The sequence below is a fragment of the Achromobacter deleyi genome (assembly GCF_902859705.1).
GTDB classification, from domain to species: Bacteria; Pseudomonadota; Gammaproteobacteria; order Burkholderiales; family Burkholderiaceae_B; genus Achromobacter; species Achromobacter deleyi.
Genome location: NZ_CADIJO010000015.1, coordinates 82,309 through 107,987 on the forward strand (window position 1 = coordinate 82,309; position 25,679 = coordinate 107,987).

Here is a 25,679-nt window from a genome sequence, read left to right on the forward strand (position 1 = left end):
TTACTTCCAGGAGAACGGCAGCGTGGGCAGCGTCTTGTCGGTGCGGTACTTTTCCGGCCATACCGTCTGGTATGACGCGCCCTTCAGTTCCAGGATCAGGCCCGAGCCCTTGGTGTTCTGGCCCTTGTCGTCGAACTTCACGCCGGCCCAGGGCATGGCCACTTGCGACTCGCCCAGGTCGGTGGCGGCCAGCGCCTTGCGGATCGCTTCCGGATCGGTGGAGCCGGCGCGGTTGATGGCGTCGGCCAGCACCAGCACGCCCTGCATCGAACGGGCGTTGTTGCCGTTCAGGTCCTTGCCGGTCTTGGCCTTGTACATGTCGTTGATCTTCTTCAGCCCGGCCTTGGCGGCGGCGACGTCGTTGCCCCACACGTCGCGCGTCAGCACACCCTGCACCTGCGGGCCCACTTCCTGCACGAAGCGCGAATCGATGAAGCCGGCGTCGTTGGCCAGCAGCACGGGCGGCGCGTACTTGCTTTCACGCATGGTGCGCACGAACAGCATGGCATCCGAGGTGTAGCTGGCGAAGATCGCCACGTCGGCCTTGGCGGCAGCCAGCTTCTGCACTTCGGCGGTCACCGAGGCCGAACCGGCGCTGTAGGCAATGTTGGCCACCACTTCGCGCTTGTACTGCTTGGCGAACTTTTCAACGGCCTTGTAAGTGTTGACGCCGAAGTCGGTGTTCTCGTACACCACAGCGATCTTGGCCGTCGGCGTGCCCTTGATGGTGTCCAGGAACTGCATCATGTTTTCGACGAACGTATCGTCGTTGGGCGAGGTGCGGAAGAACCACTTGTAGCCGCGTTCGGTCAGGTCCGGGCTGCTGGATTCACCGTTCAGGTACGGAATGCCGCGCTGCTCGGCGATGCGGCTGGCGGTCTTGGTCACGGCGGATTGGTAGGCGCCGGTCAGGGCCACCACTTTTTCCTGGTCGATCAGGCGCTGCGCATCCGCCAGGCCCACTTCGGGCTTGCCCTGAGAATCGCCGAACACCACTTCGATCTTGGCCCCGCCCAGCGCCGGCAGCCCGGCGCCCGCGGCCAGGGGAATGCCCTCGAGCTCGGGATGCGGGTTGTTGATGATGTCCACGGCCAATTCCACGGCGGCCTTGATCTCGGCGCCGGTGGACGCCAGCGCGCCGGACAAGGGATAGATCGCGCCGATCTTGACGGTCTTGACCTGCGCCTGGGCCGCAAGCGGCACGGCAGCCAACATCGCCAGACTCGCGGCGACACCCGCAATGAGCTTCATCTTCATTACTAGACTCCTGGAAAAATCCCACTGTGAAAGCAATGCAATATGCGGGGCGCACGGCCCCGGGCCCGGAGGTTCCGGGCTTGCGGCAACCCGCCACCCTCCGGCATGCCGGAAGGCGGTAGGCCCTGAACTTTTGTCGCCTTTTCCCCTTGTCCTTTCATGGATCGTTCTGGAGGCAAAACCAAAGCTGCTTGGCGCGCCCGGCTAGCGGGCGTCGGTGGTGCGGACTGCTGATTCGTGCGTGAAGGTGAAGATTCCTGTCGGTGACCCTGTTTCTAGCGCGTTTGCGCTGACGGAATACTGAGAAATGCCTGGCCGGCCTGCGCCTACAGGATGGCCATGCGGCTGTTGATCAGGTCGGTGACCAGCATGTGGCCCGGCGCGTGGGTGATGCAGAATTCGGGGCGCACGGCTGCCACGACCGACTGCGGCGTCACGCCGCAAGCCCAGAACACGGGCAGTTCGCCCGGCCGCACTTCTACCGCGTCACCATAATCCGGCCGGTTGATGTCGGCAATCCCGATCAACGCGGGGTCGCCGATGTGCACCGGCGCGCCGTGTACCGAGGGAAAACGCGAGGTCACCTGGATCGCGCGGATGGCGTCGGCGGCCTTGAGCGGACGCATCGACACCACCAGCGGGCCGCCGAAGGCCCCGGCCGCGTGGGTCGGGATATTGGTGCGGTACATCGGCACGTTGCAACCCTGTTCGATGTGGCGCACGGGCAGGCCGTTATCCAGCATCGCCTCTTCGAACGAGAATGAGCAGCCGATCAGGAACGACACCAGGTCGTCACGCCAGATGTCGCGCACATCGGTGGGCTCGGCCACCAGTTCGCCGTTCTGCCAGACGCGGTAGCGCGGGATGTCGGTGCGGATGTCGATGTCGTGGCCCAGTTCGGGCAAGGCGGGATCGCCCGGTTCGGACATCGCCAGCAAGGGGCAAGGCTTGGGATTGCGCTGGCAGAAATGCAGGAAATCGGCCGCCAGCGCGCGCGGCAGGATCGCCAGGTTGGCCTGCACGTGCCCCGGCGCAAGATTCGCCGTGGGTCCGGTCAGTTTGCCGCTGCGGGCGTCGAGCCGGGCGCGGCGCGCCAGTTCGATGCTGTTGCGGGCTGCCAGATCTAATGCCATGTCTATTCCCCTTGCGCCAGTATTGGTATGGGGACATTGCACAGGAACTCGGCGCCAGCGTCTAATCACATGTTGCGATAGACCCCGATCAAAATTCCTTATCAGGGTTTTGCCGGATGGCGCAGCGCCTCTTCGCGCGCAATCTGCTGTGCGGCTTCGGCGACCGCACGCGGCACCTGGCTGTCCGGCCCCTGCATCCAGCAGGCCGTGTAGTGCAGCGGCGGCAAGGCCGGCGCCTTGACGTCCAGCAGCCGCAATTCGCCTTGCACCAGCTCTTTGTGCAGGATCACGGGCGCGATGACGGCCGTGCCGATGCCGTCCAGCGCCATCCGCACGATCACGCTCAGGGCCGAACTGCCGTACATGCGGGGCGATTCCACCCCGGCCTGAAGCATCAGCTGGCGCACCGCGCGGTGCGGGTCGGTGGTGGATGAATACGTGATGACCGGCCATTGCGCCAGCCGCTTCAGGCTGATGGGCAGGCGCCCGACCTTGAGCTTGGGACTGGCGACCCAGCTGAGCGGGTAATTGCACAGGTACAGGTTCTCGACCCGCGGCTCTTCCATGGGGCCCAGCAGGAACGCCAGGTCGATCTGGCGCGACGCCAGCTGGGTCTTGAGCATGGTGGTGGTGTCCACCTGGATCTCGACCATCAGCGCCGGATAGGCGTCGTGCAGGTACTCCATCAGGGTGGGCAGCCAGGTGTGCACGATGGTCTCGGACACGCCCAGGCGCAGCGTGCCGCTCATGATGCTCTTGGCGCGGGCGGCTTCCTGCATGTCGCGCCGCAGTTGCAGCATGCGTTCGGCGTGGGACAGCAGTTCGCGCCCCTTGCCGGTGAGCTTGATGCCGCGCACGTCACGGTCGAACAGGCGGATGCCCAGGTCGGATTCCAGCGACGCAATGCGCTGGGAAATGGCCGGCTGGGTGGCATTGAGCTTTTCGGCAGCCGCGCGGAAACCGCCCAGCGTGGCCACCCAGAAAAACGTCTCGATATTGCGCAGGTCGATCATGCAGCCAGCTTGCCGCGTATCCCAGCGCGTGTCCAGCCGTGGGCGGGGCCGCCCGGGCCCCGCCGCGGCCTCAACGTCCGGCCAGCAGGTCTTCGACCGCCTGGCCGATGGCCAGGATGCGGCGGTCGGCGCCGTTGCTGCCGGCGAGCATCAGGCCCACCGGCGCCGTGCCGTCGGCGTGGCACGGCAGCGACAGCGCGCAGCCATCCAGGAAATTGATCAGGGTGGGATTGCGCAGGATCAGGCCGTTGGCGGCGTAATAGGCTTCGTCCGAGGCGGCCAGGTCGGCCACGGGCGGGGCCACGATGGGCGTGGTCGGCATGATCAGGGCGTCGTAGCCGGCGATGCGGCGGTCCACTGCGGCCACCCAGGCTTCGCGCGCATCGAGCAGGTCCAGGTAGTCGGCCGCGCTCATGTCCTTGCCGCGCATGATGCGCGAGACCACGCGGGGGTCGTAGCGCTTGCCGGCGCGTTCGATCAGGCCGCGATGCCAGGCCCAGGCCTCGGCGGCCGTGAAGCCGCCCTTGGCGTTGATGTTGGCCAGTTCGGCGAATTCAGGGATGGCGATCTCGTCGACCAGCGCGCCGGCCTCGACCAGGCGGGCCACGGTACGGGCGAAGGTGTCGGACACGTGCTTGTCCATGGCGTCCAGCGCCAGCGTCTTGGGCACCGCCAGGCGCAGGCCGCGCAGCGGCAGCGGGTCGGGCACCGGGCCGCCCTCGCCCGACAGGATGGCGTCCAGCTCGGCGCAGCAGCGCACACTGGCGGCGATGGGGCCGATCGAGTCCAGGTTGGCCGACAGCGGCAGCACGCCTTGCATCGACACGCGCCAGGCGCTGGGCTTGAAACCGGTCAGGCCGCACAGCGCGGCTGGAATGCGCACCGAGCCGCCGGTATCCGAACCGATGGCGGCCACGGCCATGCCATCGGCCACCGACACGGCCGCGCCCGACGACGAACCGCCGGGAATGCGGCCGGTGGCGCGGTCCCACGGGTTCAGCGGGGTGCCGTAATGCGGGTTGATGCCCAGGCCGGAATAGGCGAATTCGGTCATGTTGGTGCGGCCGATGATGACCGCGCCCGCGGCGATCAGGCGTTGCACCACTTCGGCGTTGGCGTCGGCGGCCGGCTCGCCTTCGCGTGCCACGGACCCGGCCATCGTGGTTTCCCCTTCGATGTCGAACAGGTCCTTGATGCTGATCGGCAAGCCTTCCACGGCCGAGCGGACGATGCCGGCGGCGCGCAGCGTGTCGGAGGCGCGAGCCTGGGCCAGGGCCGATTCGGCGTACAGGCGGGTAAAGGCGCGCGCGCCCTCGCCCGCCGGATCGGCGGCGCGGGCCAGCGCGGCCTCGGTCAGTTGCACGGAGGTGGTGCGGCCGTCGTTCAGGGCTGCCGTCAAGTCGTTCAGGGTCGCAAGCATAAGGTTCCAGGTGCCGCCGGGCGGCGTGAAGAATACGGACGGAAATAGCGCTGGCGCGCCCCGCCGGGGCGCGCCGTACCTGTCAAAAGGATGGCCTCAGGTCAGGCCACCACGGGCAAGCTTTCGACATGATAACGGTGGCGCAGGCTGCGTTGGCGACGCGGATCATGCAGTTCCATGGTGAACTCGGTCGCGGCGCGGATGCCGCCGATCGCGCCCACCGTGCCGCAGGTCATGCCGGCGCCTTCGGGCAGCATGGCGGCCCCGCCCGTATAGCCGGCGATCAGCTCCTGCGGGGTGCGCAACGACGCCAGCGGGCCTTCCTGGTACAGCACCTGTTCGCCGTTCTCGACGATCCAGGACCGGATGATCAGTTCGTCCCAGTAGCCGGCCACGTCGGCCAGGCGCCAGGCCTTGTCCGCCACCGGCTTGACGCAGACCTGCTTGGACATGGCCACGCTGACCGTCTCCAGCTTGCGGTCGGTGTGGTCGGACGCGATGCTGACGTACATCTCGCCGCCCGCGGCAAAGACGAAGGTCTCGACTTCGCCCGACGAGTCGCCGCCCAGCGCCTGCACGCGCTCGCCCTGGGTCAGCTGGTTTTCTGCGATGCGGTAATACAGCGGCACGCTGCTGGGGCGCGGCACGCCGATGGCGGCCAGTTCTTCGATATGGTGCTCGATCGCGGCCATGTCGCGTCCGGCCCAGCCCGCGACGATCAGGGTGTTGAAATCCACCTCGACCTGGCGGGGGGTGTCGGCTTCGATCTGGAATACGGCTTTCATGACTATCCTGCGAATGGAAAAGGAAGGGAATCGGGCGCGGCGCGTTGCCGCGCCCCAGGCAATGCGGGGCCGGCGCTAGCCGAACACCCGCGGCAGCCACAAGGCCAGGTCCGGCCACCACGACAGCAGCGCCAGCATCACGAACATCGCCGCCACGAACGGCAGGCTGCCGACGATCACCGCGCCCATCGACCCGCTCTTGCGCAGGCTTTGCACCACGAACAGGTTCAGGCCTACCGGCGGCGTGATCAACGCGGCCTCGACGAGGATGATGATGATGATGCCCAGCCAGATGGGGTCGTAGCCCAGCGCGATCATGATGGGCGCCACGATGGGGATGGTCGTGATCATCATGGACAGCGTCTCCATGAAGCAGCCCAGCACCAGGTAGAACACGATCACGATCAGCAGCATCCAGCCCGGCGACAGGCCCAGGCCGGTGATCGACTGCGTCAGCGCGTCGGTCAGGCCGGTGGCGGACATGACGAAGTTCAGGAAGCTGGCCGCCACGACGATCAGCATGATCATCGCGGTGGAACGCATGGTGCCTTCCATCGCCTCGCGCAGCATCGTCCAGGTCAGCCGGCGGAACCAGGCGGCCAGGATCAGCGCGCCCAGCACGCCCAGCGCGGCGGCTTCGGTGGGCGTGGCCAGGCCCGCGTAGATCGATCCCACCACCAGCAGGAAGATGCCCATGGGCGGGGCCAGGTGCACCAGGCTGGCAAAGCGTTCGCCCCAGGTGGCCTGGATCTTCTTGCCGCCCCAGGACGGCTTGGCCAGGCAGGCGATCGCCACCGTCAGCATGAACAGCGCCGCCATGGCAAAACCGGGGATGATGCCGGCCAGGTAGAGCTTGGGCACCGACGAATTGGTCAGCACCCCGTAGATCACCAGGTTGATGGACGGCGGGATCAGGATCCCCAGCGTGCCCCCGGCCGCCAGGCTGCCCAGGAACAGCGGCTCGTTGTAGCCGTACTTGCGGATCTGCGGAATGGCCACGGTGCCGACGGTGGCCGCCGTGGCCACGCTGGAGCCCGACGTGGCCGAGAACAGCGTGGACGCGCCGATGTTGGCGTGCATCAGGCCGCCCGGCAGCCACGACAGCCACAGGCTCATCGCGCCGTACATGCGTTCGGCGAACCCGGCGCGCAGCAGCACCTCGCCCAGCATGATGAACAGCGGAATGGCCACCAGCAGGAATTCGTTGTTCGTGCTCCACGAGATTTCGCCGATCGCACGCGACAGCGGCAGCATGGAAAACAGCGGGTCCAGGATCAGGCCCAGCACGCCCAGGGCGGCGCCCACGGGAATGGACAGGCCGATCAGCACCAGCAGCAGCGTCAGGGCGGTGGCGATCATGCTGCGGCTCCCTTGACCATGCGTTCACCGGCGGCGGCTTCCTCGTCGGCCTCTTCCTGCGCCGAACGCACGCCGCAGATCTCCTTGACCAGCGCCAGGTCGCCCGTCACCAAAGCCGCCGACGCACGCGCCAGCATCAAGGCCACGGTCACGCACATCCAGGCCAGCCCCAGCAGCCACAGCCCTTGCGGAATCCACAGCGGCGTGGCCAGCGGCGTGTTGGCCGCGGACTTCTGCGCCCAGGAGGTCTGCACCACTTCGAACGCGTAATACGTCAGGAACACCATGAAGACCGCCAGGGCCACCATGGAAAGCCAGTCCAGCAGCGCCGACACGCGCACCGGCAGCATCTGGTAGAGCACGTCCACGCGCACGTTGGCGCGCTGCAGCGTGGCGAAAGCCAGCGCCCACGAGGTGCTGATGGCGAAGGCGTAGCTGGACAATTCGTCCGCGCCGCCTGTGTTGAAGCCCAGGAATTTGCGGGCCAGGACATCAAAGGAAATGAGCAGGACGCTGGCGACGGTCAGCGCGCCGCCCGCCCATACCGCCGCGCGCGAGAAGGTCTCGGCGCGCCGCAGCAGCCCGCCCAGCAGGCGGAGGTGTTCGGATCGGGTCATGGGAAGAACCTGTTGCGGCCGGATTCGGCCTGGATGAAGATTGACGGGCGCGCCGCCACGGCGGCGCGCCCCGGCGCTTACTTGCTCGCCGTCACGCCCAGCGTCTTGCCGACGGTGGCGTTGAAGTCCTTGACGCATTGCGCCGAGCAGCGGGCGGCCCACTTGGGCAGCACGGCTTCCTGCGTGACCTTCTTGAGCAGCGCGCGGTCGGCATCGGACGGCTGCACCAGCACCATCTTGCCCTTGACCGGGAACGGGCATGCCGCAGCCCCCGTGTTGCAGTCATAGCCTTCCTGGGTCTGGCGCGCCGCGGCGTCCCAGATGTTGTCGACCAGCGTCTTCACGTTGGCCTGCAGGAACGCGCGCACGTTGGGATCGAGCTTGTCCCAGGCCTTCTGGTTGACGGCGTGGATCTGCTGGTTCCAGTTGATCGGCAGCGCCACCAGGTGGGTCGACACTTCGTACCACTTGGCCGAATAGCCCGACAGCGAACCGGTGATGGCGCAATCGACCACCTTGTTCTGCAACGCCGGCACCACTTCGCCGAAGGCCATCGTGACGCTGGAGCCGCCCAGCGCCTCGACGAACTCGGCCGTGGTGCGGCTGCTGGTGCGCACCTTCTTGCCCTTGATGTCGGCCAGGCCCTTGATCTCGGCGTTGCAGAACAGCACCTGGGCCGGATAGGTGGAAATGCCCAGCAGCTTGACGTTGTTGCCTTCGCCGTACAGGCGGGCATACACCGGCTCGAACGCGTTGGTCACGGCGCGCGCGGTCTGCACGTCGGGCGCCAGGCCGGCCAGGTCGATAGCCTCGTTGATGGGGTTGTCGCTAGCGAAGTACGACAGCGTGGCGGTGCCGAATTCGACCACGCCCGTCGACATCAGGCGCAGCAGTTCCGGGCCCTTCAGGCCCATTTCGTTGAAGCCCTTGATGTCCGCCGTCACCTGGCCTTTGGACTGTTCCGGCACGGTCTTGGTCCAGAACGGCTTTTCGTAGTCGTTATAGGCGGTCAGGTTGGACAGGCCGCCCACGACCTTCAGGTGGGTCTTGGGCAGGTCTTGCGCCTGGGCAGCGCCCGCGAGCAGGCTGGCGGCGATGGCGGCTAAAACAAGTGACTTCTTCATGGACTGAAACTCCTAGCTGGCGGGATGGTCTGCCGCGCGCAGGTCCCCGTTACCCTGATCGCGCGCGGGTAGAAATCGAAACGTCAGAGGAGTGTTGGCTTTCCCCCGCACTGTGTATCCAGGCTTTTTCTGATCTGCCGCCATTGCAGCGTCAGGGGCGTACAGCGTCCAATCGTATGTTGCGATGTGGGGGTATAAATATTTCTTGGGTCTCACCAGAGCCGCCTTGGCCGCTACGCGCAAAGCCAGCAACCATGCGGCTTTGCGGCAAATGGCAGGCGCCAGGCGTACCCCCGCCGCAGCCGCCTTTCAGGGCGGCCGCGCGGTACCTTTCGGGGAAAACACCTAGACGGGAATGCTGTCGCCGGCCTGCGCCGCGACCTTCTGCGCCATCTGCGCGATGAGCCTGACCGCGTGGCTGTCCGGGCCTTGCACCCAGGTCGCGGTGAAGCTCAGTTCGGGAAGCGGATCGGCATCCACCTGCAGGATGCGCAATTCGCCACGCGCCAGTTCCTTGCCCAGGAACACGGGCGCGATGACGCTGGTGCCGATGCCGTCCTGCGTCATGCGCACCACCATCGACATCGATGCGCTGCCATACATGCGCGGTGATGTGACGCCTGCGCGGGTGAGCATGTCGCGCACCACGCGGTAAGGCGCGCTGTTGGACGGATAGGTGATGACGGGCAGCCGGCCGATGCGTTCCAGCGTCAGCGGCTCGGGCCCCAGTTCGAGCAACGGGCTGGCGACCCAGGCCAGCGGATACGTGCACAGCGGCAGGTTTTCGACCCGCGCCTCGAGCACCGGCCCCATCAGGAAGGCCAGGTCGATCTGCCGCGCCATCAGGTGCGAGCGCAGCACGTGGGTCGTGTCGACCTCGATTTCCAGCACCAGCGCGGGGTACGTGGTGTGCACCAGCTCGATCAGCGTGGGCAGCCAGGTCTGCACGATGGTCTCGGCCACGCCGATGCGCACGGTGCCGGTCATGACGTTCTGCGCGCGGGCCGCCTCGAACATGTCGCGCCGCACCTGCAGCATGCGCTCGGCGTGCGACAGCAGTTCGTGGCCCTTGCCCGTCAGCTTGACGCCGCGGGCGTCGCGTTCGAACAGCCGCACGCCCAGGTCGGCCTCGAGCGAGGCGATGCGTTGCGACACCGCCGGCTGCGTGGTGTTGAGCTTGTCCGAGGCCGCGCGGAAACTGCCCAGCGTGGCCACCCAAAAAAATGTTTCTATGTTGCGTAGTTCGATCATGAGCCTTTTCCCCTGGCGCGATGAGCGTATCATGTCAGCCGCCCCGGGACCCCGCCCGCGGCTCCCTCGCGCACAAGGAGTCTGTCCATGTCCCCGGCCGATACCGGTCGCCCGCGTCGCGGCGCCCCTGCCGCCAGCGGTCCGCTCGTCGGCATCCTGCTGCTGGTGGCGTCGATGTGGACGCTGTCGTGCCTGGATGCCAGCGGCAAATGGGTCATGAATGCCGGGGTGCCGCTGCTGGTGCTGTCGTGGTTCCGCTATGCGGTGCACCTGGTGCTGGTGCTGGCGCTGGTGCTGCCCACCCGCGGGCCGGGCATCCTGCGCAGCAAGAAGCCGCGCGAACAGATCCTGCGCGGCGGCTCGATGTTCCTGGCCACGCTGATGTTCTTCACCACGCTTAGCTACATTCCCCAGGCCGAAGCCACCGCCATCAATTTCCTGGCGCCGCTGCTGGTGCTGTCGCTGGCCCCCTGGATACTGAAAGAACCCGCCCGCCTGTCGCGCTTCGTCGCGGCCGGCATCGCCTTCATCGGCGTGGTCATCGTGATCCGCCCGGGCGGCGGGCTGCACCCGGTAGGCACGATCTTCGGCCTGATCACGGCCTGTTGCTTTGCCGCCCAGTTCATCGCCACCCGGCGCGTGGCGGGCGATGACCCCTTCACCTCGCTGATCTGGAGCGGCGCCGTGGGTACGGGCTGCCTGACCCTGGCCCTGCCCTTCATCCTGCCGCCCGCCCTGCCCGTGCTGCAGGCGCTGACGCCGCTGGACTGGACCCTGCTGATTTCCACCGGCATCACCGGCGGCCTGGGCCACCTGTTCCAGATCGCCGCCTACCGCCGCGCCCCGGCGTCCACGCTGGCGCCCTTCATCTACCTGCAGATCATCAGCGCCACCACGGTCGGCTGGCTGGTCTGGGACCACTTTCCCGATCCGCTGACCTGGCTGGGCATTGCCATCATCTGCGCCAGCGGCATCGGCATCGGCCTGGTCGAATGGCGGCGCGGCCGGGCGCTGGCCGCGGCGGCTGCCAGCGCCGACGCCCGCTAGGGCCGGCGCACTCCCGTACAATGCTCGGCGCTTGCCGCCTGCAGGGCGGCACGCCTTCCCGGCATTCCCAGAACGAGGTCTTCATGATCATCAAACCCCGCGTGCGCGGCTTCATCTGCGTCACGACCCATCCTGTCGGCTGCGAAGCCAACGTCAAGAACCAGATCGACTACGTCCGTGCCCAGGGTCCGATCGCCGGGGGCCCCAAGCGCGTGCTGGTGATCGGCGCGTCCACCGGCTACGGCCTGGCCGCCCGCATCAGCGCGGCCTTCGGGTGCGGCGCCCAGACCCTGGGGGTGTTCTTCGAGCGGCCGGGCGACGCGGCCAAGGCCGGCACGCCGGGCTGGTACAACAGCGCCGCTTTCGACAAGTTCGCCAGCGCCGAAGGGCTGTACGCCAAGAGCATCAACGGCGACGCGTTTTCCGACGCCATCAAGGCCCAGACCATTGCGGCCATCAAGGCCGACCTGGGCCAGGTCGACCAGGTGATCTACAGCCTGGCCGCGCCGCGCCGCACGCATCCCAAGACCGGCGAAGTCTTCAGCTCGACCCTCAAGCCGATCGGCCACGCCGTAAACCTGCGCGGGTTGGATACCGACAAGGAAGTCATCAAGGAATCGGTGCTGGAACCGGCCACCCAGGCCGAGATCGACGGCACCGTGGCCGTGATGGGCGGCGACGACTGGCAGCTGTGGATCGACGCGCTGCTCGAGGCCGGCGTGCTGGCCGAAGGCGCCACCACCACCGCCTTCACCTATCTGGGTGAAAAGATCACCCACGACATCTACTGGAACGGCTCGATCGGCGCAGCCAAGAAAGACCTGGACCAGAAGGTGCTGGACATCCGCGCCAAGCTGGCCGCGCGTGGCGGCGACGCCCGCGTATCGGTGCTGAAGGCCGTGGTGACCCAGGCCAGCTCGGCAATCCCGATGATGCCGCTGTACCTGTCGCTGCTGTTCAAGGTGATGAAGCAGCAAGGCACCCATGAAGGCTGCATCGAGCAGGTCTACGGCCTGTATCGCGACAGCCTGTGCGGCGATGCGCCCATCCTGGATGCCGAAGGCCGCCTGCGCGCCGACTACAAGGAACTGGACCCGGCCGTACAGGCCCAGGTGCAGGCCCTGTGGCACCAGGTCACCGATGGCAATCTGTACGAACTGACCGATTTCGCCGGCTACAAGCAGGAATTCCTGCGCCTGTTCGGCTTCGAGATCGAGGGCGTGGACTACCAGGCCGACGTCAACCCGGACGTGAAGATTCCGGGCTTGATCCCGGCCTGAACCTGCGTATGCCCGCCCACGGTCCGTGGGCGGGGATGCCGGAGCGGGCTATGTGAGACTGATTATTGGTAGGTCAGCGTCACGACCTGGCCATATTGCAGCGGCCGGCCCTGGGCATCGGCCCGCAGCACCAGCGTGCGGGTGCTGACGCTGACCTTGGACGCCTGCCAGGCGGCGTGGTCGGCCGCCGCCAGCCCGGCCGGCGCCGGACAACGCGCCAGGGCTGTCGGCGCCTGTGGCGGCCCGGCGACCTGCACGCGGCAATCGGCCGGCTCGGTGATGATGCCCTGGAAGTGGATGGTGCCGCCGGACGGCGCCGCCAACGCGGCAGCGGGGGCCATGGCACATGAGACCAGCAACGCACGGACGGATCGAGAAATGCCCATGTCATTTCCTTCGCGCTAGCGAGCAAGGAAAGACGGTATGCCCTTCCTTCTCTGTTTACGGCGTTTTCGAAGCAAGCTTTAATCCGTTGCCGGCAACAATGCCGGACACCGTCTTGCGCAGGCTGCGGTCACGCCGTAAATCCGTGGGGTCGCGGCTAGATTACATCCGCGGATCGCGCGGTTTCAATGCTTATTTCGCGGCGAACAGACGCAACAGTTGATCCAGGCCGCCGGTGTCGATGGCGACCTTGGCTTGCTGGCGCACCGCGGGCTTGGCATGGTAGGCGACGGATAGTCCGGCGGTACGCAGCATCGGCAGGTCGTTGGCGCCGTCACCTACCGCAATCGCCTGTTCCGGTCCCACGCCCAGCGCCGTGCACACCTCCAGCAGCTTGCGGCGCTTTTCCTCGCCGTCGCACAGGTCGCCCCAGGGCTGCGGCAGCAGCAGCCCGGTCAGGCGGCCGCCTTCGATTTCCAGGACATTGGCGCGCACGTCGTCCAGCCCCAGCCGCACCCGCAGCCGATCGGTGAAGCAGGTGAAGCCGCCCGTCACCAGCAGGCAGAAAAGGCCCGCGGCCTTGCACGCGGCAATCAGGGTTTCGACGCCGGGATTGAGCCGCAGGCGCTGTTCGTAGACCTCATCCAGCCCCGCCTGCGGCATGCCCGCCAGCAGCGCCACGCGCTCGCGCAGGCTCTGCTTGTAGTCGGTGATCTCGCCGCGCATGGCCGCTTCGGTCAGCGCGGCCACCTCGGCCTTCTTGCCCATCAGGTCGGCCATCTCGTCCAGGGTCTCGATAGCGATCAGGGTCGAGTCCATGTCGAACGCAATGACCTTGTAGTCGGACAGCGAAAGCGACGGCGTGATGCCGCGCCAGTGCAGGCCGGCGGCGTCGGGGAAAGCTTGCATGGAAGTCGGTCCTTGGATCAGTCGGGTCGAGGGTGAACGGGGTGCGAAAGGCTATTGCCCGGGCAGCGGATGGCCGGCCTCGCGGCCCAGCCAGTCAATGAAATGCCGCGCCGCCGCGGCCGCAGGCCCCTCCTGGCGGTACAGCGCATGCACGCCGGCATTGGGCAGGCGCGGTTCGAGAAACACGGGCCGCAGCCGGTCCGCCTGCAGGTCATCCTGCAGCAGGCACCATGGCGCCAGCGCAATGCCCAGGTCATTCATGGCTGCCTGCATGCACAGGAACTGATGGTCGAACACCGGTCCGGGCAATTGCGCCGGCACATCCACCTTGGCCAGCGCAAACCAGCGCGGCCAGTGGTCCATGCCGCCCGCCACCTTCAAGAGCGGATGACGCAGGCAATCGGCGGGCGTGGCCAGCCGGTTGCGCTCGATGAAGCGCGGCGACGCCACCGGCACATGGAAATCATCCAGGCAATGCACGCATGCCATCTCGGGATGCGCCAGGTAGCCGTGGCGGATCAGCACGTCGCTGCCCGCATCGTCGCCGCGGTCCAGGAACGAACGGCCCTGGGTGCTCAATTGCACGTCCACGCCGGGGTGCAGCGCCTGGAACGCCGACAGGCGCGGAATCAGCCATTTCATGGTCAGGGACGGCGTGGCGCTGACGCGCAGCATGCCGCCATAACTGGGCGAACGCAGCTTGGCCGTGGCCACGGCGATGCGCTCCAGGCTGGCCTGCACCTCGGGAAAATACGCCTGCGCACAAGGCAGCAAGGTCACGCCGCGCGCCTCGCGCGCGAACAGCGGCTGGCCCACGTAGTCTTCGAGAATGCGGATCTGCTGGCTGACCGCGCTGTGCGTGATGCTCAATTCGTCGGCCGCCGCAGTGAAGCTGCGCAGGCGCGCCGCGGCCTCGAACACCCGCAAGGCCTTCAGCGGCGGCAGGCTCTGGCCCGCCATCTCAGGCGACGTCCGCCCGCGCGCCGCGATGGCGCAAGGCTCTGCTGCTGTTACCCACGTTTTCCCTTGTCTGTCTGTTTTTTGCCCGGCGCATTGTGAAGCGCCGTGGCTGTTGGCCGCATTCTAGGGGATTGCGGCGCCGCCGACCTCTTAGAAAATCTAACGACTCGCCTTAAAAAACGCTGCTGGTGGCGGGCGATGGGCCTGCCTATGATGCCGTCAATCACAGGCAGGAACCTCACATGGCATCCATCACGGTAGACGGCATCATCAAGACCTTCGGCGGCCAGCAAGTGCTGCGCAACCTGTCGCTGCACATTCCCGACGGCGGGTTCTACACGCTGCTGGGGCCCAGCGGCTGCGGCAAGACCACCCTGCTGCGCTGCATTGCCGGCTTCTACGCGCCCGATGGCGGCCGCCTGCTGTTCGACCAGGACGACGTCACTCATGTGTCCGCCCACCGCCGCGACATCGGCATGGTGTTCCAGGACTACGCGCTGTTTCCGGACAAGAGCGCCTTCGACAACGTCGCCTATGGCCTGCGAGCCCGCGGCGTGGCGCGTGCGGAAACCACCCGCCGCGTCAACGAAGCGCTGGACAAGGTCGGCCTGCTGGCCTTGGCCGACCGCTACCCGGCCGAGATGAGCGGCGGCCAGCGCCAGCGGGTGGCGCTGGCGCGCGCCCTGGTGATCCGGCCGCGCGTGCTGCTGATGGATGAGCCGCTTTCGAACCTGGACGCCAAGATGCGCCTGCAGATGCGCGACGTCATCCTGGACCTGGTGCGCGAAGCCGGCATCACCACCGTGTTCGTCACGCACGACCAGGAAGAAGCGCTGGCCATGTCCGACCGCATCGCCATCATGGACAGCGGCAACATCGCCCAGCTGGGCACGCCCGAGGAACTGTACGGCACGCCCGTCAATGCCTACGTGGCGGACTTCATCGGCTCGGCCAACGTGATCCCGGTGCCGGCTCGCGCGGGCCTGGCCGGCGCCCCGGCCGGCCACGTGCGCTTTGAACTGTGCGGACTGGGCTTTGACGGCACCCTGGGCGGCGCCGACCTGGCCGACCGCGCCGTGCTGATCGCCCGGCCCGAAGAACTGGCGCTGATGGCGCCTGCGCCCTATGTGCCCAACACGCTGCCCGGCAAGGTGCTGCGGCGCCAGTACCTGGGCTTCAAGACCGCCTACCGCATCGAACTGCAGAACGGTTCGGAAATTCGCGTGGAACTGCACGCGGGCAACATGGTGGCGCAGTTCCAGCCCGGCGAATCGGTGCAGGTGCTGATTCCCGCCGACAGCCGCGTCGTGAACGCTTGAGGACGCCCGCGCCATGAAGATCAAATGGTGGCCCTGGGGCATCCTGACCGCAATCAGCCTGGCGCTGTTGCTGTTTTTCGTGCTGTACCCGCTGGGGGTGCTGTTCAGCAACAGCATCACCGGCCAGGACGGCGGCTTTTCGCTGGAAGGCTTCAAGGCCCTGTTGGCCGACTCGCAATACCTGGAGGCCTTCGGCAACACGCTGGTGCTGGGCCTGGCGGTCACCACCTGCACCATCCTGGTGGGCGTGCCCTTCGCCTACATGGTGGCGCGCTACGACTTCCCGCTCAAGAACCTGGTGGCCATCCTGCCGGTGCTGACCATCGTGATTCCCGAGATCATCGTGGGCCAGTCGTGGCTGCTGATCCTGGGCAACAACGGCATCCTGACCAATCTGCTGGGCGATGCGGGCATCTCGCTGCCGTCGTTCTACGGCTGGACCGGCATGGTCTTCTCGATGACGCTGGTGTACTACACCTACATCTACCTGGGCGTACTGGCCGCGCTGCGCGGCTTTGACGGCCAGCTGGAAGAAGCCGGCCTCAGCCTGGGCACGCCGCCCTTCATGACCAAGCTGCGCGTGCTGGTGCCGGTGCTGCTGCCCGCGGTGCTGGTGAACGCGCTGGTGGTGTTCACGCTGGTGGTGGGCAACTTCGCGCTGGCGATGCTGCTGGGCAGCCGCGTGCCGCTGCTGTCGGTGATGACCTACAACACCTTCGTCAGCGAAATGGGCGGCAGCCCCACGCTGCAAAGCGCCATGTCGGTCGTGTCCATCGCCATCGTCGCCATCGTGCTGTTCATCCAGAAACGCGTGGTCGAACGCAAGGTCTACACCATGACGCAGGGCCGCGCGCCGGCGGCACGCCACGTGCGCTCGTGGACCGCGCTGCTCTACACGGGCGGCGTCGGCCTGGTGATCCTGGTGTCGATGCTGCCGCTCATCATCGTATTCGTGGCCGCGTTCACCAAGACCAGCGGGCCGGTGATGCAATGGGGTTCGTGGTCGCTCGCCAGCATGCAGCGGGCGCTGCACGGCGCGCCGGAACCCATCCTGAATTCGCTGAAATTCGCCTCGCTGGCCACCGTGACGGGCGTGGCCTTCGCGGTGCTGGTCAGCTACCTGACCATCAAGAAGCGCAGCGCCTTCACGCAGGTGCTGGACTACATCGTGGTGCTGCCGCTGACCATCTCGGGCACGGTGCTGGGCATTGCGCTGGTGCAGACCTTCAACACCGGCTGGCTGGTGCTGGCGGGCACGTCCGGCATCATGGTGCTGTGCTATGCGGTGCGGCGCCTGCCGTTCGCGGTGCGCAACGCCTCGTCCGTGCTGTTCAACATTCCCGATTCCATCGAAGAGGCCTCGATCAGCCTGGGCGTGTCGCCGCTGATGACCTTCTTCAAGGTGATCCTGCCCGCCATGAAGGCCTCGATCATCTCGGCGGCCATCCTGATGTGGCTGACCACGATTTCCGAGCTGTCGGCGTCCATCGTGGCCTACAGCGGCGGCCTGGAAACCATGCCCATTGCCATTTTCCGGCAGGTCGACGGCGGCCGCCTGGGCATGGCCTCGGCTTACGGCGCCGCGCTGGTCACGGTGATCGTGCTGCCCATCATCGTGTCGGTCAAGGCGTTCCGCATCAAGCTGTTCTCCGGCAAATAACCCGCACCCACCAAAGGCGACCCATGCACCTCAAACACCTCCTGCAAACCGGCCTGTTGGCCGCCACCCTGGCCTCGGGCGCCCTGCACGCCCAGAACGTGGTCCTGTACTCGTCCAACAACACCGAAACCATCGAAACCGCGCTGGACGCCGTCAAGGCCAAATCGCCCAAGCTGAACGTGCAGCCGGTCACCGGCGGCACGGGCACGATGATGAAGCGCATCGAGGCCGAAGCGCAGAACCCGCGCGGCGACCTGTTCTGGAGCGGCGGCTTCGGCACGCTGGGCGCCTACCGCCAGCACCTGCAACCCTACCGCTCGCCCGACCTGGACAAGATTCCCGCCGAATTCCGCGGCCCGGACGACCTGTGGGTGGGCACCAACGTGCACATCATGGTGCTGATGGTCAACGAACGCCAGTTGAAGGGCCTGCCGGCCCCGGCCACCTGGTCCGACCTGATGCAGCCGCAATGGAAGGGCAAGTTCGCCATCACCGACCCGTCCAAGAGCGGCACGGCCTACATGCTGGTCTATGGCCTGTACAAGCAGTTCGGCCAGGAAGGCCTGGACAAGATCGCCGCCAACGCCGTGGTCACGGCCTCGTCGGGCACCACCTACAAGGGCGTGGCCGCGGGCGAATACGCGGTGGGCATGACGCTGGAATACGCCGCCCAGGAATACGTGGCCGGCGGCCAGAAGGAAATCAAGCTGGTGTACCCGTCCGAAGGCAGCTACCTGGCGCCCGAAGGCATGTTCATCATCAAGGGCGCCAAGAACCTGGACGCCGCCAAGGCGCTCTACGACGGCCTGCTCAGCAAGGAGGCCCAGGAAGCGCAGCTGGTGAAGAACTTCCGCCGCCCCACCCGCACGGACATCGCGGTGGCCAGCCTGACCACCCTGCCCGACTTCAAGAGCATCAAGATCTTCCCGGTCAGCCAGGACGCGGCGGCCAAGGAATATGAAGCGGTGGTCACCGCCTGGAACCAGGCGGTCGCCAAGGCCAAGTAAGCGGTACTGCCCGGCGGGCCATCAGGCCCGCCGGCTCCGCACGCTGGCCCCCTACTGGACCATGCGTCCGGCCGCCAGCACCAGCTGACGGGCGCAGCGCGCGGCCAACTGCGGATCGTGGGTCACCAGCACCAGGGTGGTGCCGTGTTCCCGGTGCAGGTCGAACATCAGATCGATGACCGTCACGCCCGTGGCGGCATCCAGGCTGCCGGTGGGTTCGTCCGCGAACAGCAGATCCGGCTGCACCACGAAGGCGCGCGCCAGCGACACACGCTGCTGCTCGCCGCCCGACAGGGTGCGCGGATAATGATGCAGCCGCGCGCCCAGGCCCACCCGTTCCAGCATGGCCTGCGCGGCCTCGCGGGCCGGCTGGCCGGCCAGTTCCAGGGGCAGCATCACGTTTTCCAGCGCCGTCAGGTTCGGCAGCAGCTGAAACGACTGAAACACAAATCCCACGTGATTGGCGCGCAGGCGCGCCCGGCCGTCCTCATCGAGCGCGAACAGGTCCTGCCCGGCCAGGCGCACGCTGCCCGAGCTGGGAACATCCAGGCCCGCCAGCAGTCCCAACAAGGTGGACTTGCCCGAACCGGAGCTGCCGGTGATGGCCACGGCGCTGCCCGCCTGCACCGTAAAATCGATGTCTTCCAGGATAGACAGCGTCCCGCCGGCATCGGCTACCCGCTTGCCCAGCCCTTTCACCTCGATCGAATTCTTGCTATCCATGCGCCTATTTCCCCGTCTGCTACTTACGTCCGTCCTTGCGAGCGCCCTGTTGGCGCCCGCCCACGCTCAGACCGCCGCCGCGGCGCAGGGTTCCGCGCTGCGCACCGTGCTGGTGGTGGGCGACAGCCTGGCCGCCGAATATGGCATCAAGCGCGGCACCGGCTGGGTGCCGCTGCTGTCTGCCCGGCTTTCCGAACAATACCCGAAGTACAAGGTCGTGAATGCCAGCATCAGTGGCGACACCACCAGCGGCGGCGTCGCCCGCCTGCCCGCGCTGCTGCGCCAGCATGAGCCGGCCGTGGTGGTGCTGGAACTGGGCTCGAACGACGCCCTGCGCGGCCTGCCCCTGAACATGACCGAGCAGAACCTGCGCACCATGGCGCAAACGGCCCGCAAGGCCGAGGCCCAGGTGGTCATCGTGGGCATGCAGATCCCGCCCAACTACGGCCGCGACTACACCCAGCGCTTTGCCCAGGTGTTTCCCACGGTCGCCAAAGACGAAAACGCCCGGCTCGTGCCCTTCCTGATGGAAGGCATTGCAACGAACCGGGCGATGTTCCAGGCCGACGGCATCCATCCGAACGAGGATGCGCAGGGCCAATTGCTGGATAACGTGTGGCCGGTGTTGCGGCCGCTGTTGCAGTAACACGGCAACGGCGACGCAACGACGGCGCAACTTCAGGTCAAGCCCGCGGCACCCTCAGGACGCCGCGGCGTGGCGCAAGCCTCAGCCTGCGGCCTGTTGGGGCTGGTCGCCGCGGATGACGTCGGCGGCGGCCGGCAGCACCTGCACCTTGTACTCTTCGCGCAGCATGCGCACCAGCGCTTCGTTCTCGGCCTGGCCCCAGGCGCCCGACAACTGCTGCGCCAGGCGTTCCTTGTCAGCCGCGTCGACCGTGCCGGCATCGACCTTTTCCAGGCGCACCAGCGTGTAGTCGGCGCCCGACTGCACACCCGTGTAGGCCGGCAGCTTGGATGCGGGCAGACGCATCACGGCGTCCAGCACCGGGCGCGGCAGGTTCTTCGGGTCTTGGCGCGACACGACCAGCGGGCCGCCAAAACCTTCCGGCGTTGCCGCCGGGCTGGCCTGGTCGGCCGCCAGTGCGGCTTCGCCGGCCTTCTTGGCGGCTTCGGCAGAACGCTCGTCCAGCAGCTTGGCGCGGATGGAATCGCTGACCTTGTCCAGCGGCGGGATGTGGGCGGGTTCAACCGCGGCCACGCGCACCGCCAGCATCGTGTCGGGCGACAGTTCGATCACGCCGGAATTCTGCTTTTCACGCAGCACGTCGGGCGAGAACACCACCTGGCGCACGCGCGGGTTGTCCAGCAGCGCGGCATCCGGGCTGTCGACGGCGGAACCCGGGCCAGCCTGGTCGGCGGGCAACAGGCCTTCGCGGGTGACGCCCGAAGCGGTGCGCAGCTTCAGGCCCACCGCGTCGGCGGCCGGCTGCAGGCTGTCGCGCTGGTCGTAGACCTGCTTGTTCAGCTGGCTGGCCATTTCCGAGAAGCGGATGGCGGCCAATTGCTTGCGCACTTCGGCGGTGATCTGTTCCTTGACCTCGGCCAGCGGCTTGATCGCAGCCGGCTGGATCTCGGTGACCTTGACCACGTGGAAACCGGACGGGCTTTCCACCACGCCGGACACCTGATCCTTGGATTGGCTGAACACCGCCTTTTCGAGCGGACCGGACAGCATGCCCGGCGCCAGCCAGCCCAGGTCGCCGCCATTGGCGGCCGAACCGGCGTCCTGCGAATTCTTGCGGGCCAGATCGGCGAACTTGGCCGGATCGGCGGCCGCCTGCTTGGCCAGGTCTTCGGCCTTGGCGCGGGCAGCCTTGCGCGCATCTTCCGAGGCGCCCGCGGGCACTTCGATCATGATGTGGCTGGCGCGGCGGCGCTCGGGTTGACCAAAGCGGGTCTTGTTCTGCTCGTAGTACGAGGCCAGGTCTTCGTCCTTGACCTGCACGCCCTGCGTGGCGGCGGCTTCGTCGAGCACCAGGTATTGCACCTGCACCTGTTCGGGAATCTGCAGTTGCTGCTTGTTGGCGTCGTACCAGGTCTGGATGTCAGCCGGCGTGACGGTCACTTGCGAACGGAAATCGGCCGCCGTGAAGCGGCGCAGCTGCACCGTGCGTTGCTGCGTCAGCGCGGTTTCCAGCGTGGCCACGACTTCACCGGGCGCGCGGGCCGACTGGCCGACGGGCTCGAGCACGCGGGCCACGGCCAGGTCGCGGCGCAGGCCGGCCTCGAACGACGTGGGCGACATGCCTTGCGCGGCCAGCACCTGGCGATAGCGTTCCGGCGAGAAACGGCCGTTGTCCTGGACTTCCGGGATCGCGGCGATGGTGTTGCGCAGCGTTTCGTCGGACACCGAGAAACGGTTGTCGACGGCCACGTTGGCCAGGAGGCGTTGATTGATCAGCTGGTTCAGCAGGCTTTCGCGCAGCGCCGGCGTATCGATCACCGCGGGGTCGAACTGGGCGCCCAGGCGTTGGCGGAATTGCTCCAGCTGGTTGCGGTGCGCCTGGTCGAACTCGGCGCGGGAAATCGGCTGGCCGGCGACGGTTGCCAATTCAGGCTCGCGGCGCATAAAGCTGTCATAGCCTTGAATCCCGACGAGGAAGAAGGAAGGCACAATCAGAAGCAGCAGGATGAACTGCATCCAGCGCCGATGGCTGCGAATAAATTCGAACATGGAATCCCTGTTGCCGCACTCGGGAGGAGACTTCCGCCCGGGCCGCACGAAAACGCATAAAAAAAGGCGAATCTCATTCGCCCTATTCCCATACCGGTCAAACCGGGTCAGCGGGCGGATTTTAGCATTTCTCATTCGTCCCGCAGCGCCCGATTCTAACGCGTCTCTTGCCGCCCCGCCCGCCTGCCCGCGGAGGCGTTGCCGGGCCCTTCCGACCCCATGGAAGCCTGCGCCCGTCAACTCGGGAAACCCCCGTTTTCGCACCCGGCCTGCCCCCGTATTGTGAAATCCCCTCCACGCATAGGTGACCATCCATGCCGTTCCCGCTCTCACGTCCCCACATCCTGCGCGCCGCCGTCGCCCTGGCCTTCCTGGGTGGCGCCCATGCCGCCCTGGCCGCCCCCGTCGCCGCCGTGCACGAAGCCGCCCAGGGGCAGAAGCAAGGCATGCTCGACACCATGCGCGACCTGGTCAACATCGAATCGGGCAGCAAGGACGTCGAAGGCGTGGAACGCATCGCCGCCCTCATCGGCGACCGCCTCAAGGCGCTGGGCGGCAAGGTCGACATCATCAAGCCCACCGACATCTTCCGCCTGGACGACACCCCCGAACACGTCGGCCCCATGGTCCATGCCGAATTCAAAGGCAGCGGCCAGAAGAAAATCATGCTGATCGCCCACATGGACACCGTCTATCGCAACGGCATGCTGCGCGACCAGCCCTTTCGCATCGACGGCGAACGCGCCTACGGCCTGGGCATCGCCGACGACAAGCACGGCGTCGCCACCATCCTGCACACCCTGGCCCTCTTGCAGAAAATGGACTTCAAGGACTACGGCGTCATCACGGTCCTCATCAACGGCGACGAAGAAATCAGCTCGCCCGGCGCCCGCGATACCATCACCCGCCTGGGCGCCGACCAGGACGCCGTCTTCTCCTTCGAGGGCGGCGGCACCGAGCCCCGCCTGACCCTGGCCACCAGCGGCATCGGCGCGGCCTACCTCAACGTGCAAGGCAAGACCTCCCACGCCGGCGCCCGCCCCGAAGGCGGCGTCAACGCCCTCTACGAACTCGCCCACCAGCTGCTGCAACTGGACAAGCTGTCCAAACCCGAAGAAGGCCTGAAACTGAACTGGACCGTCGCCCAGGCCGGCACTAACCGCAACGTCATCCCCGGCCAGGCCACCGCCCAGGCCGACGCCCGCGCCCTGAAAGTCTCCGACTTCGACGCCCTCTCGCGCACCCTGCAGGAACGCGTGCAGAAAAAGCTCTTGCCCGACTCCAAGGTCACCGTCAAATTCGAAGTGCGCCGCCCGCCACTGGAAGCCACCCCCGCGTCCCGCGCCCTGGCCAACCACGGCGTCGCCATCTACAAAGAACTCGACCTGCCCATGAAAGTCATCGACCGCGCCAGCGGCGGCGGCACCGACGCCGCCTTCGCCGCCCTCAAGGCCCGCGGCCCCGTGATCGAAGGCATGGGCCTGTCCGGCTTCGGCGCCCACTCCAACGACGCCGAATACATCCAGATCAACTCCATCGTCCCGCGCCTCTACCTGGCCGCCCGCATGATCATGGACATCTCACAAGACAAGGCCCCACTGAAGTAGAGCCACCACAACAACAAAGCCATCAACCGCTACATCACCAGCAGCGTATGTCCAGGACGGCCGCGCAGGGCGGCCCGTCCTGGACGGGCGCAATCCACCTCTCCCCCCCACAGTTTTGCCCCCCACGAAGCCCAAGCACACAACTCGCCCCAACCGCGCGTGGTTAATCCCAAACGCGAGCGGCGTCGGGGCGGTGGGGCCGGGGCGGGGCGTGTAGCGGCGCGCGCGGCGGAATCCGTAGGAGTCGCCGCAGGCGACGACGAGGATGAGCACGCGCTGTCCGGCGCCCGCGCGCCGGACAAGCCGCGTAGCCCCGCCCCGGCCCCACCGCCCCGACGCCGCGCCAAAAGAACCCACCCACCCACCCAAAAAAACCCACCCCCAAGAAGGAGTATCCTTGCAACCTATCCAAAAGCACCGATAAAGCAACAAAAGAAATGACAGCAAAACTCCCCACCTGGCCCTATTCCCGTCATATCGCCCACCGCGGCGGCGGCCGCCTGGCGCCGGAGAACACCCTGGCCGCCATGCGCACAGGCGCCGACCACGGCTTCACCATCTTCGAATACGACGTCAAGCTCAGCAGCGACAACATCCTCGTCCTCATGCACGACGACGACGTCGACCGCACCTCCAACGGCCACGGCCCCGCCGCCGCCAAGACCTTCAGCGAACTCGCCCAGCTCGACTTCGGCAGCTGGCATTCCGCCCGCTTTGCCGGCGAGCCCCTGCCCACCTTCGCCGCCGTCGCCCGCTACACCGTTGCCAACGGCATCGCCAGCAACGTCGAAATCAAGCCCTGCCCCGGCCGCGAAGCCGAGACCGGCGCCGCCGTCGCCCTGGCCGCCCGCGAACTGTGGAAAGACGCCGCCGTGCCCCCGCTGTTGTCTTCGTTTGCCGAAGAAGCCCTGCAGGCCGCCCTGGAAGTCGCCCCCGAACTGCCGCGCGCCCTGCTCGTTGAAAAAGTGCCCGCCGACTGGCTCGACCGCCTGGTCAAGTACGACTGCGTCGCTCTGAACATCAACCAGAAAGACGCCACCCGCGAACTGATCGACGCCGTGCACGCCGCCGGCTACCGCATCGCCGCCTGGACCGTCAACGACCCCGCGCGCGCCCAGCTGCTGCTCGACTGGGGTATCGACGGCATCTTCACCGACGAACTGGCCGCCATCGCGCCGGCCGCTTCCGCTTAAGGCGCCCGCCCCGTGTTCAGCTATCGCCACGCCTTCCACGCCGGCAACCACGCCGACGTTCTCAAGCACGCCATCCTGGTCCACACCCTGGACTACTTCAATCGCAAGGATGCGCCGTACTGGGTCGTCGACACCCATGCCGGCGCCGGCCTCTACAGCCTGGACAGCGACTGGGCCGCCAAGACGTCCGAATTCGCAGACGGCATCGGCCGCCTCTGGGAACGCGACGACCTGCCGCCCCTGTTGGCCGACTACGTCGCCCGCATCCGCGCCTTCAACACCAACGGCCGCCTGAAGCGCTACCCCGGTTCGCCCTGGCTCACCCTGGATGCGCTGCGCCCGTCCGATCGCCTGCGCCTGTTCGAAATGCACCCCACCGAGATCGACGCATTGGTCGTCAACCTCGAACACCAGGGCCGCACCGCCCAGCGCCAGACCACCATCTACGGCGACGACGGCTTCGAAGGCGTCAAGGCCCTGTTGCCGCCGCCCACGCGCCGCGGCATGGTCCTGATCGACCCTTCCTACGAAGACAAGAACGACTACCGCCGCACCCTGATCACCGTCAAGGAATGCATCAAGCGCTTTGCCACCGGCACCTTTGCCGTCTGGTATCCGCTGGTGCAGCGGCGCGAAGCCAGCGAAATGGCGCGCCACTTCGAGAACCTGAAGGTCAAGAGCTGGCTGCATGCCACCCTGACCGTCAAGAAGGCCACCATCGACGGCTACGGCCTGCATGGCAGCGGCATGTTCCTGGTCAACCCGCCCTGGACGCTGCACGACGCCCTCAAGCAAGCCATGCCCTACCTGGCCCGTGAACTGGCCCAGGACGACCGCGCCAGCTTCACACTGCAATACCGCGAAAACCCGTTCCCGGTGCCCAAGAAACAGTCTGACGACTGATTCCCGCGCCATGCCGCCACGGCGCCGACCCGC

General features: G+C 66.9%; 23 protein-coding genes. 9 read left to right on the forward strand and 14 right to left on the reverse strand.

From position 1 onward, the window contains the following. The 9 genes from HV798_RS20640 to HV798_RS20680 form a co-directional block, all read right to left on the reverse strand. Entirely contained in the window at positions 1-1,257 is a 1,257-nt protein-coding gene (locus HV798_RS20640; RefSeq protein ID WP_175193742.1) for an ABC transporter substrate-binding protein, read from the reverse strand. A 326-nt stretch (positions 1,258-1,583) separates the two neighbouring features. Then, positions 1,584-2,390: a putative hydro-lyase gene (locus tag HV798_RS20645; protein ID WP_175193743.1), complete on the reverse strand. Its 807-nt coding sequence runs from the start codon at positions 2,388-2,390 to the stop codon at positions 1,584-1,586. A 101-nt stretch (positions 2,391-2,491) separates the two neighbouring features. Beyond that, a complete protein-coding gene (locus tag HV798_RS20650; RefSeq protein ID WP_175193744.1) occupies positions 2,492-3,403 on the reverse strand; it encodes a LysR family transcriptional regulator in 912 nt (303 codons plus the stop codon). Positions 3,404-3,473: 70 nt separating this feature from the next. Continuing rightward, positions 3,474-4,823: an amidase gene (locus HV798_RS20655; RefSeq protein WP_175193745.1), complete on the reverse strand. Its 1,350-nt coding sequence runs from the start codon at positions 4,821-4,823 to the stop codon at positions 3,474-3,476. 101 nt (positions 4,824-4,924) lie between these two features. Next, positions 4,925-5,608: a DUF2848 domain-containing protein gene (locus HV798_RS20660; protein ID WP_175193746.1), complete on the reverse strand. Its 684-nt coding sequence runs from the start codon at positions 5,606-5,608 to the stop codon at positions 4,925-4,927. Positions 5,609-5,683: 75 nt separating this feature from the next. Beyond that, a complete protein-coding gene (locus HV798_RS20665; RefSeq protein WP_175193747.1) occupies positions 5,684-6,967 on the reverse strand; it encodes a TRAP transporter large permease in 1,284 nt (427 codons plus the stop codon). Continuing rightward, a complete protein-coding gene (locus HV798_RS20670; RefSeq protein WP_175193748.1) occupies positions 6,964-7,584 on the reverse strand; it encodes a TRAP transporter small permease subunit in 621 nt (206 codons plus the stop codon). Before HV798_RS20670 ends, HV798_RS20665 begins: the two co-directional genes overlap by 4 nt. A 77-nt stretch (positions 7,585-7,661) precedes the next feature. Continuing rightward, positions 7,662-8,708 (reverse strand): TRAP transporter substrate-binding protein, encoded by a 1,047-nt coding sequence (locus tag HV798_RS20675; protein WP_175193749.1) that lies wholly within the window; start codon positions 8,706-8,708, stop codon positions 7,662-7,664. A 345-nt stretch (positions 8,709-9,053) separates the two neighbouring features. Next, the gene (locus tag HV798_RS20680) at positions 9,054-9,959 is read right to left on the reverse strand and encodes a LysR family transcriptional regulator (protein WP_175193750.1); all 906 of its coding nucleotides are present in this window, start codon (positions 9,957-9,959) and stop codon (positions 9,054-9,056) included. 87 nt (positions 9,960-10,046) lie between these two features. On the opposite strand from HV798_RS20680, the gene HV798_RS20685 reads away from it, so the two are divergent. Both HV798_RS20685 and fabV read left to right on the forward strand, forming a co-directional pair. Continuing rightward, positions 10,047-11,006, forward strand: a complete 960-nt coding sequence (locus HV798_RS20685; RefSeq protein WP_175193751.1) for a DMT family transporter — start codon at positions 10,047-10,049, stop codon at positions 11,004-11,006. 83 nt (positions 11,007-11,089) lie between these two features. Then, positions 11,090-12,286, forward strand: coding sequence for an enoyl-ACP reductase FabV (fabV, locus tag HV798_RS20690; protein ID WP_175193752.1), 1,197 nt, complete (start codon positions 11,090-11,092; stop codon positions 12,284-12,286). A 62-nt stretch (positions 12,287-12,348) separates the two neighbouring features. Here the strand turns inward: fabV and HV798_RS20695 are convergent, their stop codons facing one another. The 3 genes from HV798_RS20695 to HV798_RS20705 all read right to left on the reverse strand — a co-directional run bounded on the left by HV798_RS20695 (position 12,349) and on the right by HV798_RS20705 (position 14,539). Then, positions 12,349-12,672: a hypothetical protein gene (locus HV798_RS20695; RefSeq protein ID WP_175193753.1), complete on the reverse strand. Its 324-nt coding sequence runs from the start codon at positions 12,670-12,672 to the stop codon at positions 12,349-12,351. Positions 12,673-12,862: 190 nt separating this feature from the next. Then, on the reverse strand, positions 12,863-13,579 hold the full coding sequence (gene serB / locus HV798_RS20700) for a phosphoserine phosphatase SerB (RefSeq protein ID WP_175216497.1): 717 nt from the start codon (positions 13,577-13,579) through the stop codon (positions 12,863-12,865). Positions 13,580-13,630: 51 nt separating this feature from the next. Continuing rightward, the gene (locus tag HV798_RS20705; protein WP_025136452.1) at positions 13,631-14,539 is read right to left on the reverse strand and encodes a LysR substrate-binding domain-containing protein; all 909 of its coding nucleotides are present in this window, start codon (positions 14,537-14,539) and stop codon (positions 13,631-13,633) included. Between the two features lie 242 nt (positions 14,540-14,781). Here HV798_RS20705 and HV798_RS20710 point away from each other — a divergent pair, with 242 nt between their 5' ends. The 3 genes from HV798_RS20710 to HV798_RS20720 are packed head-to-tail and all read left to right on the forward strand — an operon-like array spanning position 14,782 to position 18,525. Beyond that, positions 14,782-15,858 (forward strand): ABC transporter ATP-binding protein, encoded by a 1,077-nt coding sequence (locus HV798_RS20710; RefSeq protein ID WP_175193755.1) that lies wholly within the window; start codon positions 14,782-14,784, stop codon positions 15,856-15,858. A 13-nt stretch (positions 15,859-15,871) separates the two neighbouring features. Next, a complete protein-coding gene (locus HV798_RS20715; RefSeq protein ID WP_175193756.1) occupies positions 15,872-17,518 on the forward strand; it encodes an ABC transporter permease in 1,647 nt (548 codons plus the stop codon). A gap of 23 nt (positions 17,519-17,541) precedes the next feature. Further along, positions 17,542-18,525, forward strand: coding sequence for an ABC transporter substrate-binding protein (locus tag HV798_RS20720; protein WP_025136449.1), 984 nt, complete (start codon positions 17,542-17,544; stop codon positions 18,523-18,525). 51 nt (positions 18,526-18,576) lie between these two features. Here the strand turns inward: HV798_RS20720 and HV798_RS20725 are convergent, their stop codons facing one another. After that, the gene (locus HV798_RS20725) at positions 18,577-19,248 is read right to left on the reverse strand and encodes an ABC transporter ATP-binding protein (protein ID WP_025136448.1); all 672 of its coding nucleotides are present in this window, start codon (positions 19,246-19,248) and stop codon (positions 18,577-18,579) included. Between HV798_RS20725 and HV798_RS20730 the strand changes: the two genes are divergently transcribed. After that, on the forward strand, positions 19,247-19,894 hold the full coding sequence (locus HV798_RS20730) for an arylesterase (protein ID WP_025136447.1): 648 nt from the start codon (positions 19,247-19,249) through the stop codon (positions 19,892-19,894). The two genes, HV798_RS20725 and HV798_RS20730, sit on opposite strands and share 2 nt — an antisense overlap. An 81-nt stretch (positions 19,895-19,975) precedes the next feature. Here the strand turns inward: HV798_RS20730 and HV798_RS20735 are convergent, their stop codons facing one another. Then, positions 19,976-21,943 (reverse strand): SurA N-terminal domain-containing protein, encoded by a 1,968-nt coding sequence (locus HV798_RS20735; protein WP_175193757.1) that lies wholly within the window; start codon positions 21,941-21,943, stop codon positions 19,976-19,978. Between the two features lie 314 nt (positions 21,944-22,257). On the opposite strand from HV798_RS20735, the gene HV798_RS20740 reads away from it, so the two are divergent. The 3 genes from HV798_RS20740 to HV798_RS20750 all read left to right on the forward strand — a co-directional run bounded on the left by HV798_RS20740 (position 22,258) and on the right by HV798_RS20750 (position 25,646). After that, entirely contained in the window at positions 22,258-23,550 is a 1,293-nt protein-coding gene (locus tag HV798_RS20740) for a M20/M25/M40 family metallo-hydrolase (protein ID WP_175193758.1), read from the forward strand. Positions 23,551-23,987: 437 nt separating this feature from the next. After that, complete coding sequence (gene ugpQ, locus HV798_RS20745) at positions 23,988-24,743, forward strand: glycerophosphodiester phosphodiesterase (protein ID WP_175193759.1); 756 nt, start codon at positions 23,988-23,990, stop codon at positions 24,741-24,743. 12 nt (positions 24,744-24,755) lie between these two features. Next, a complete protein-coding gene (locus HV798_RS20750; RefSeq protein WP_025136443.1) occupies positions 24,756-25,646 on the forward strand; it encodes a 23S rRNA (adenine(2030)-N(6))-methyltransferase RlmJ in 891 nt (296 codons plus the stop codon). Positions 25,647-25,679 lie beyond the last annotated feature (33 nt).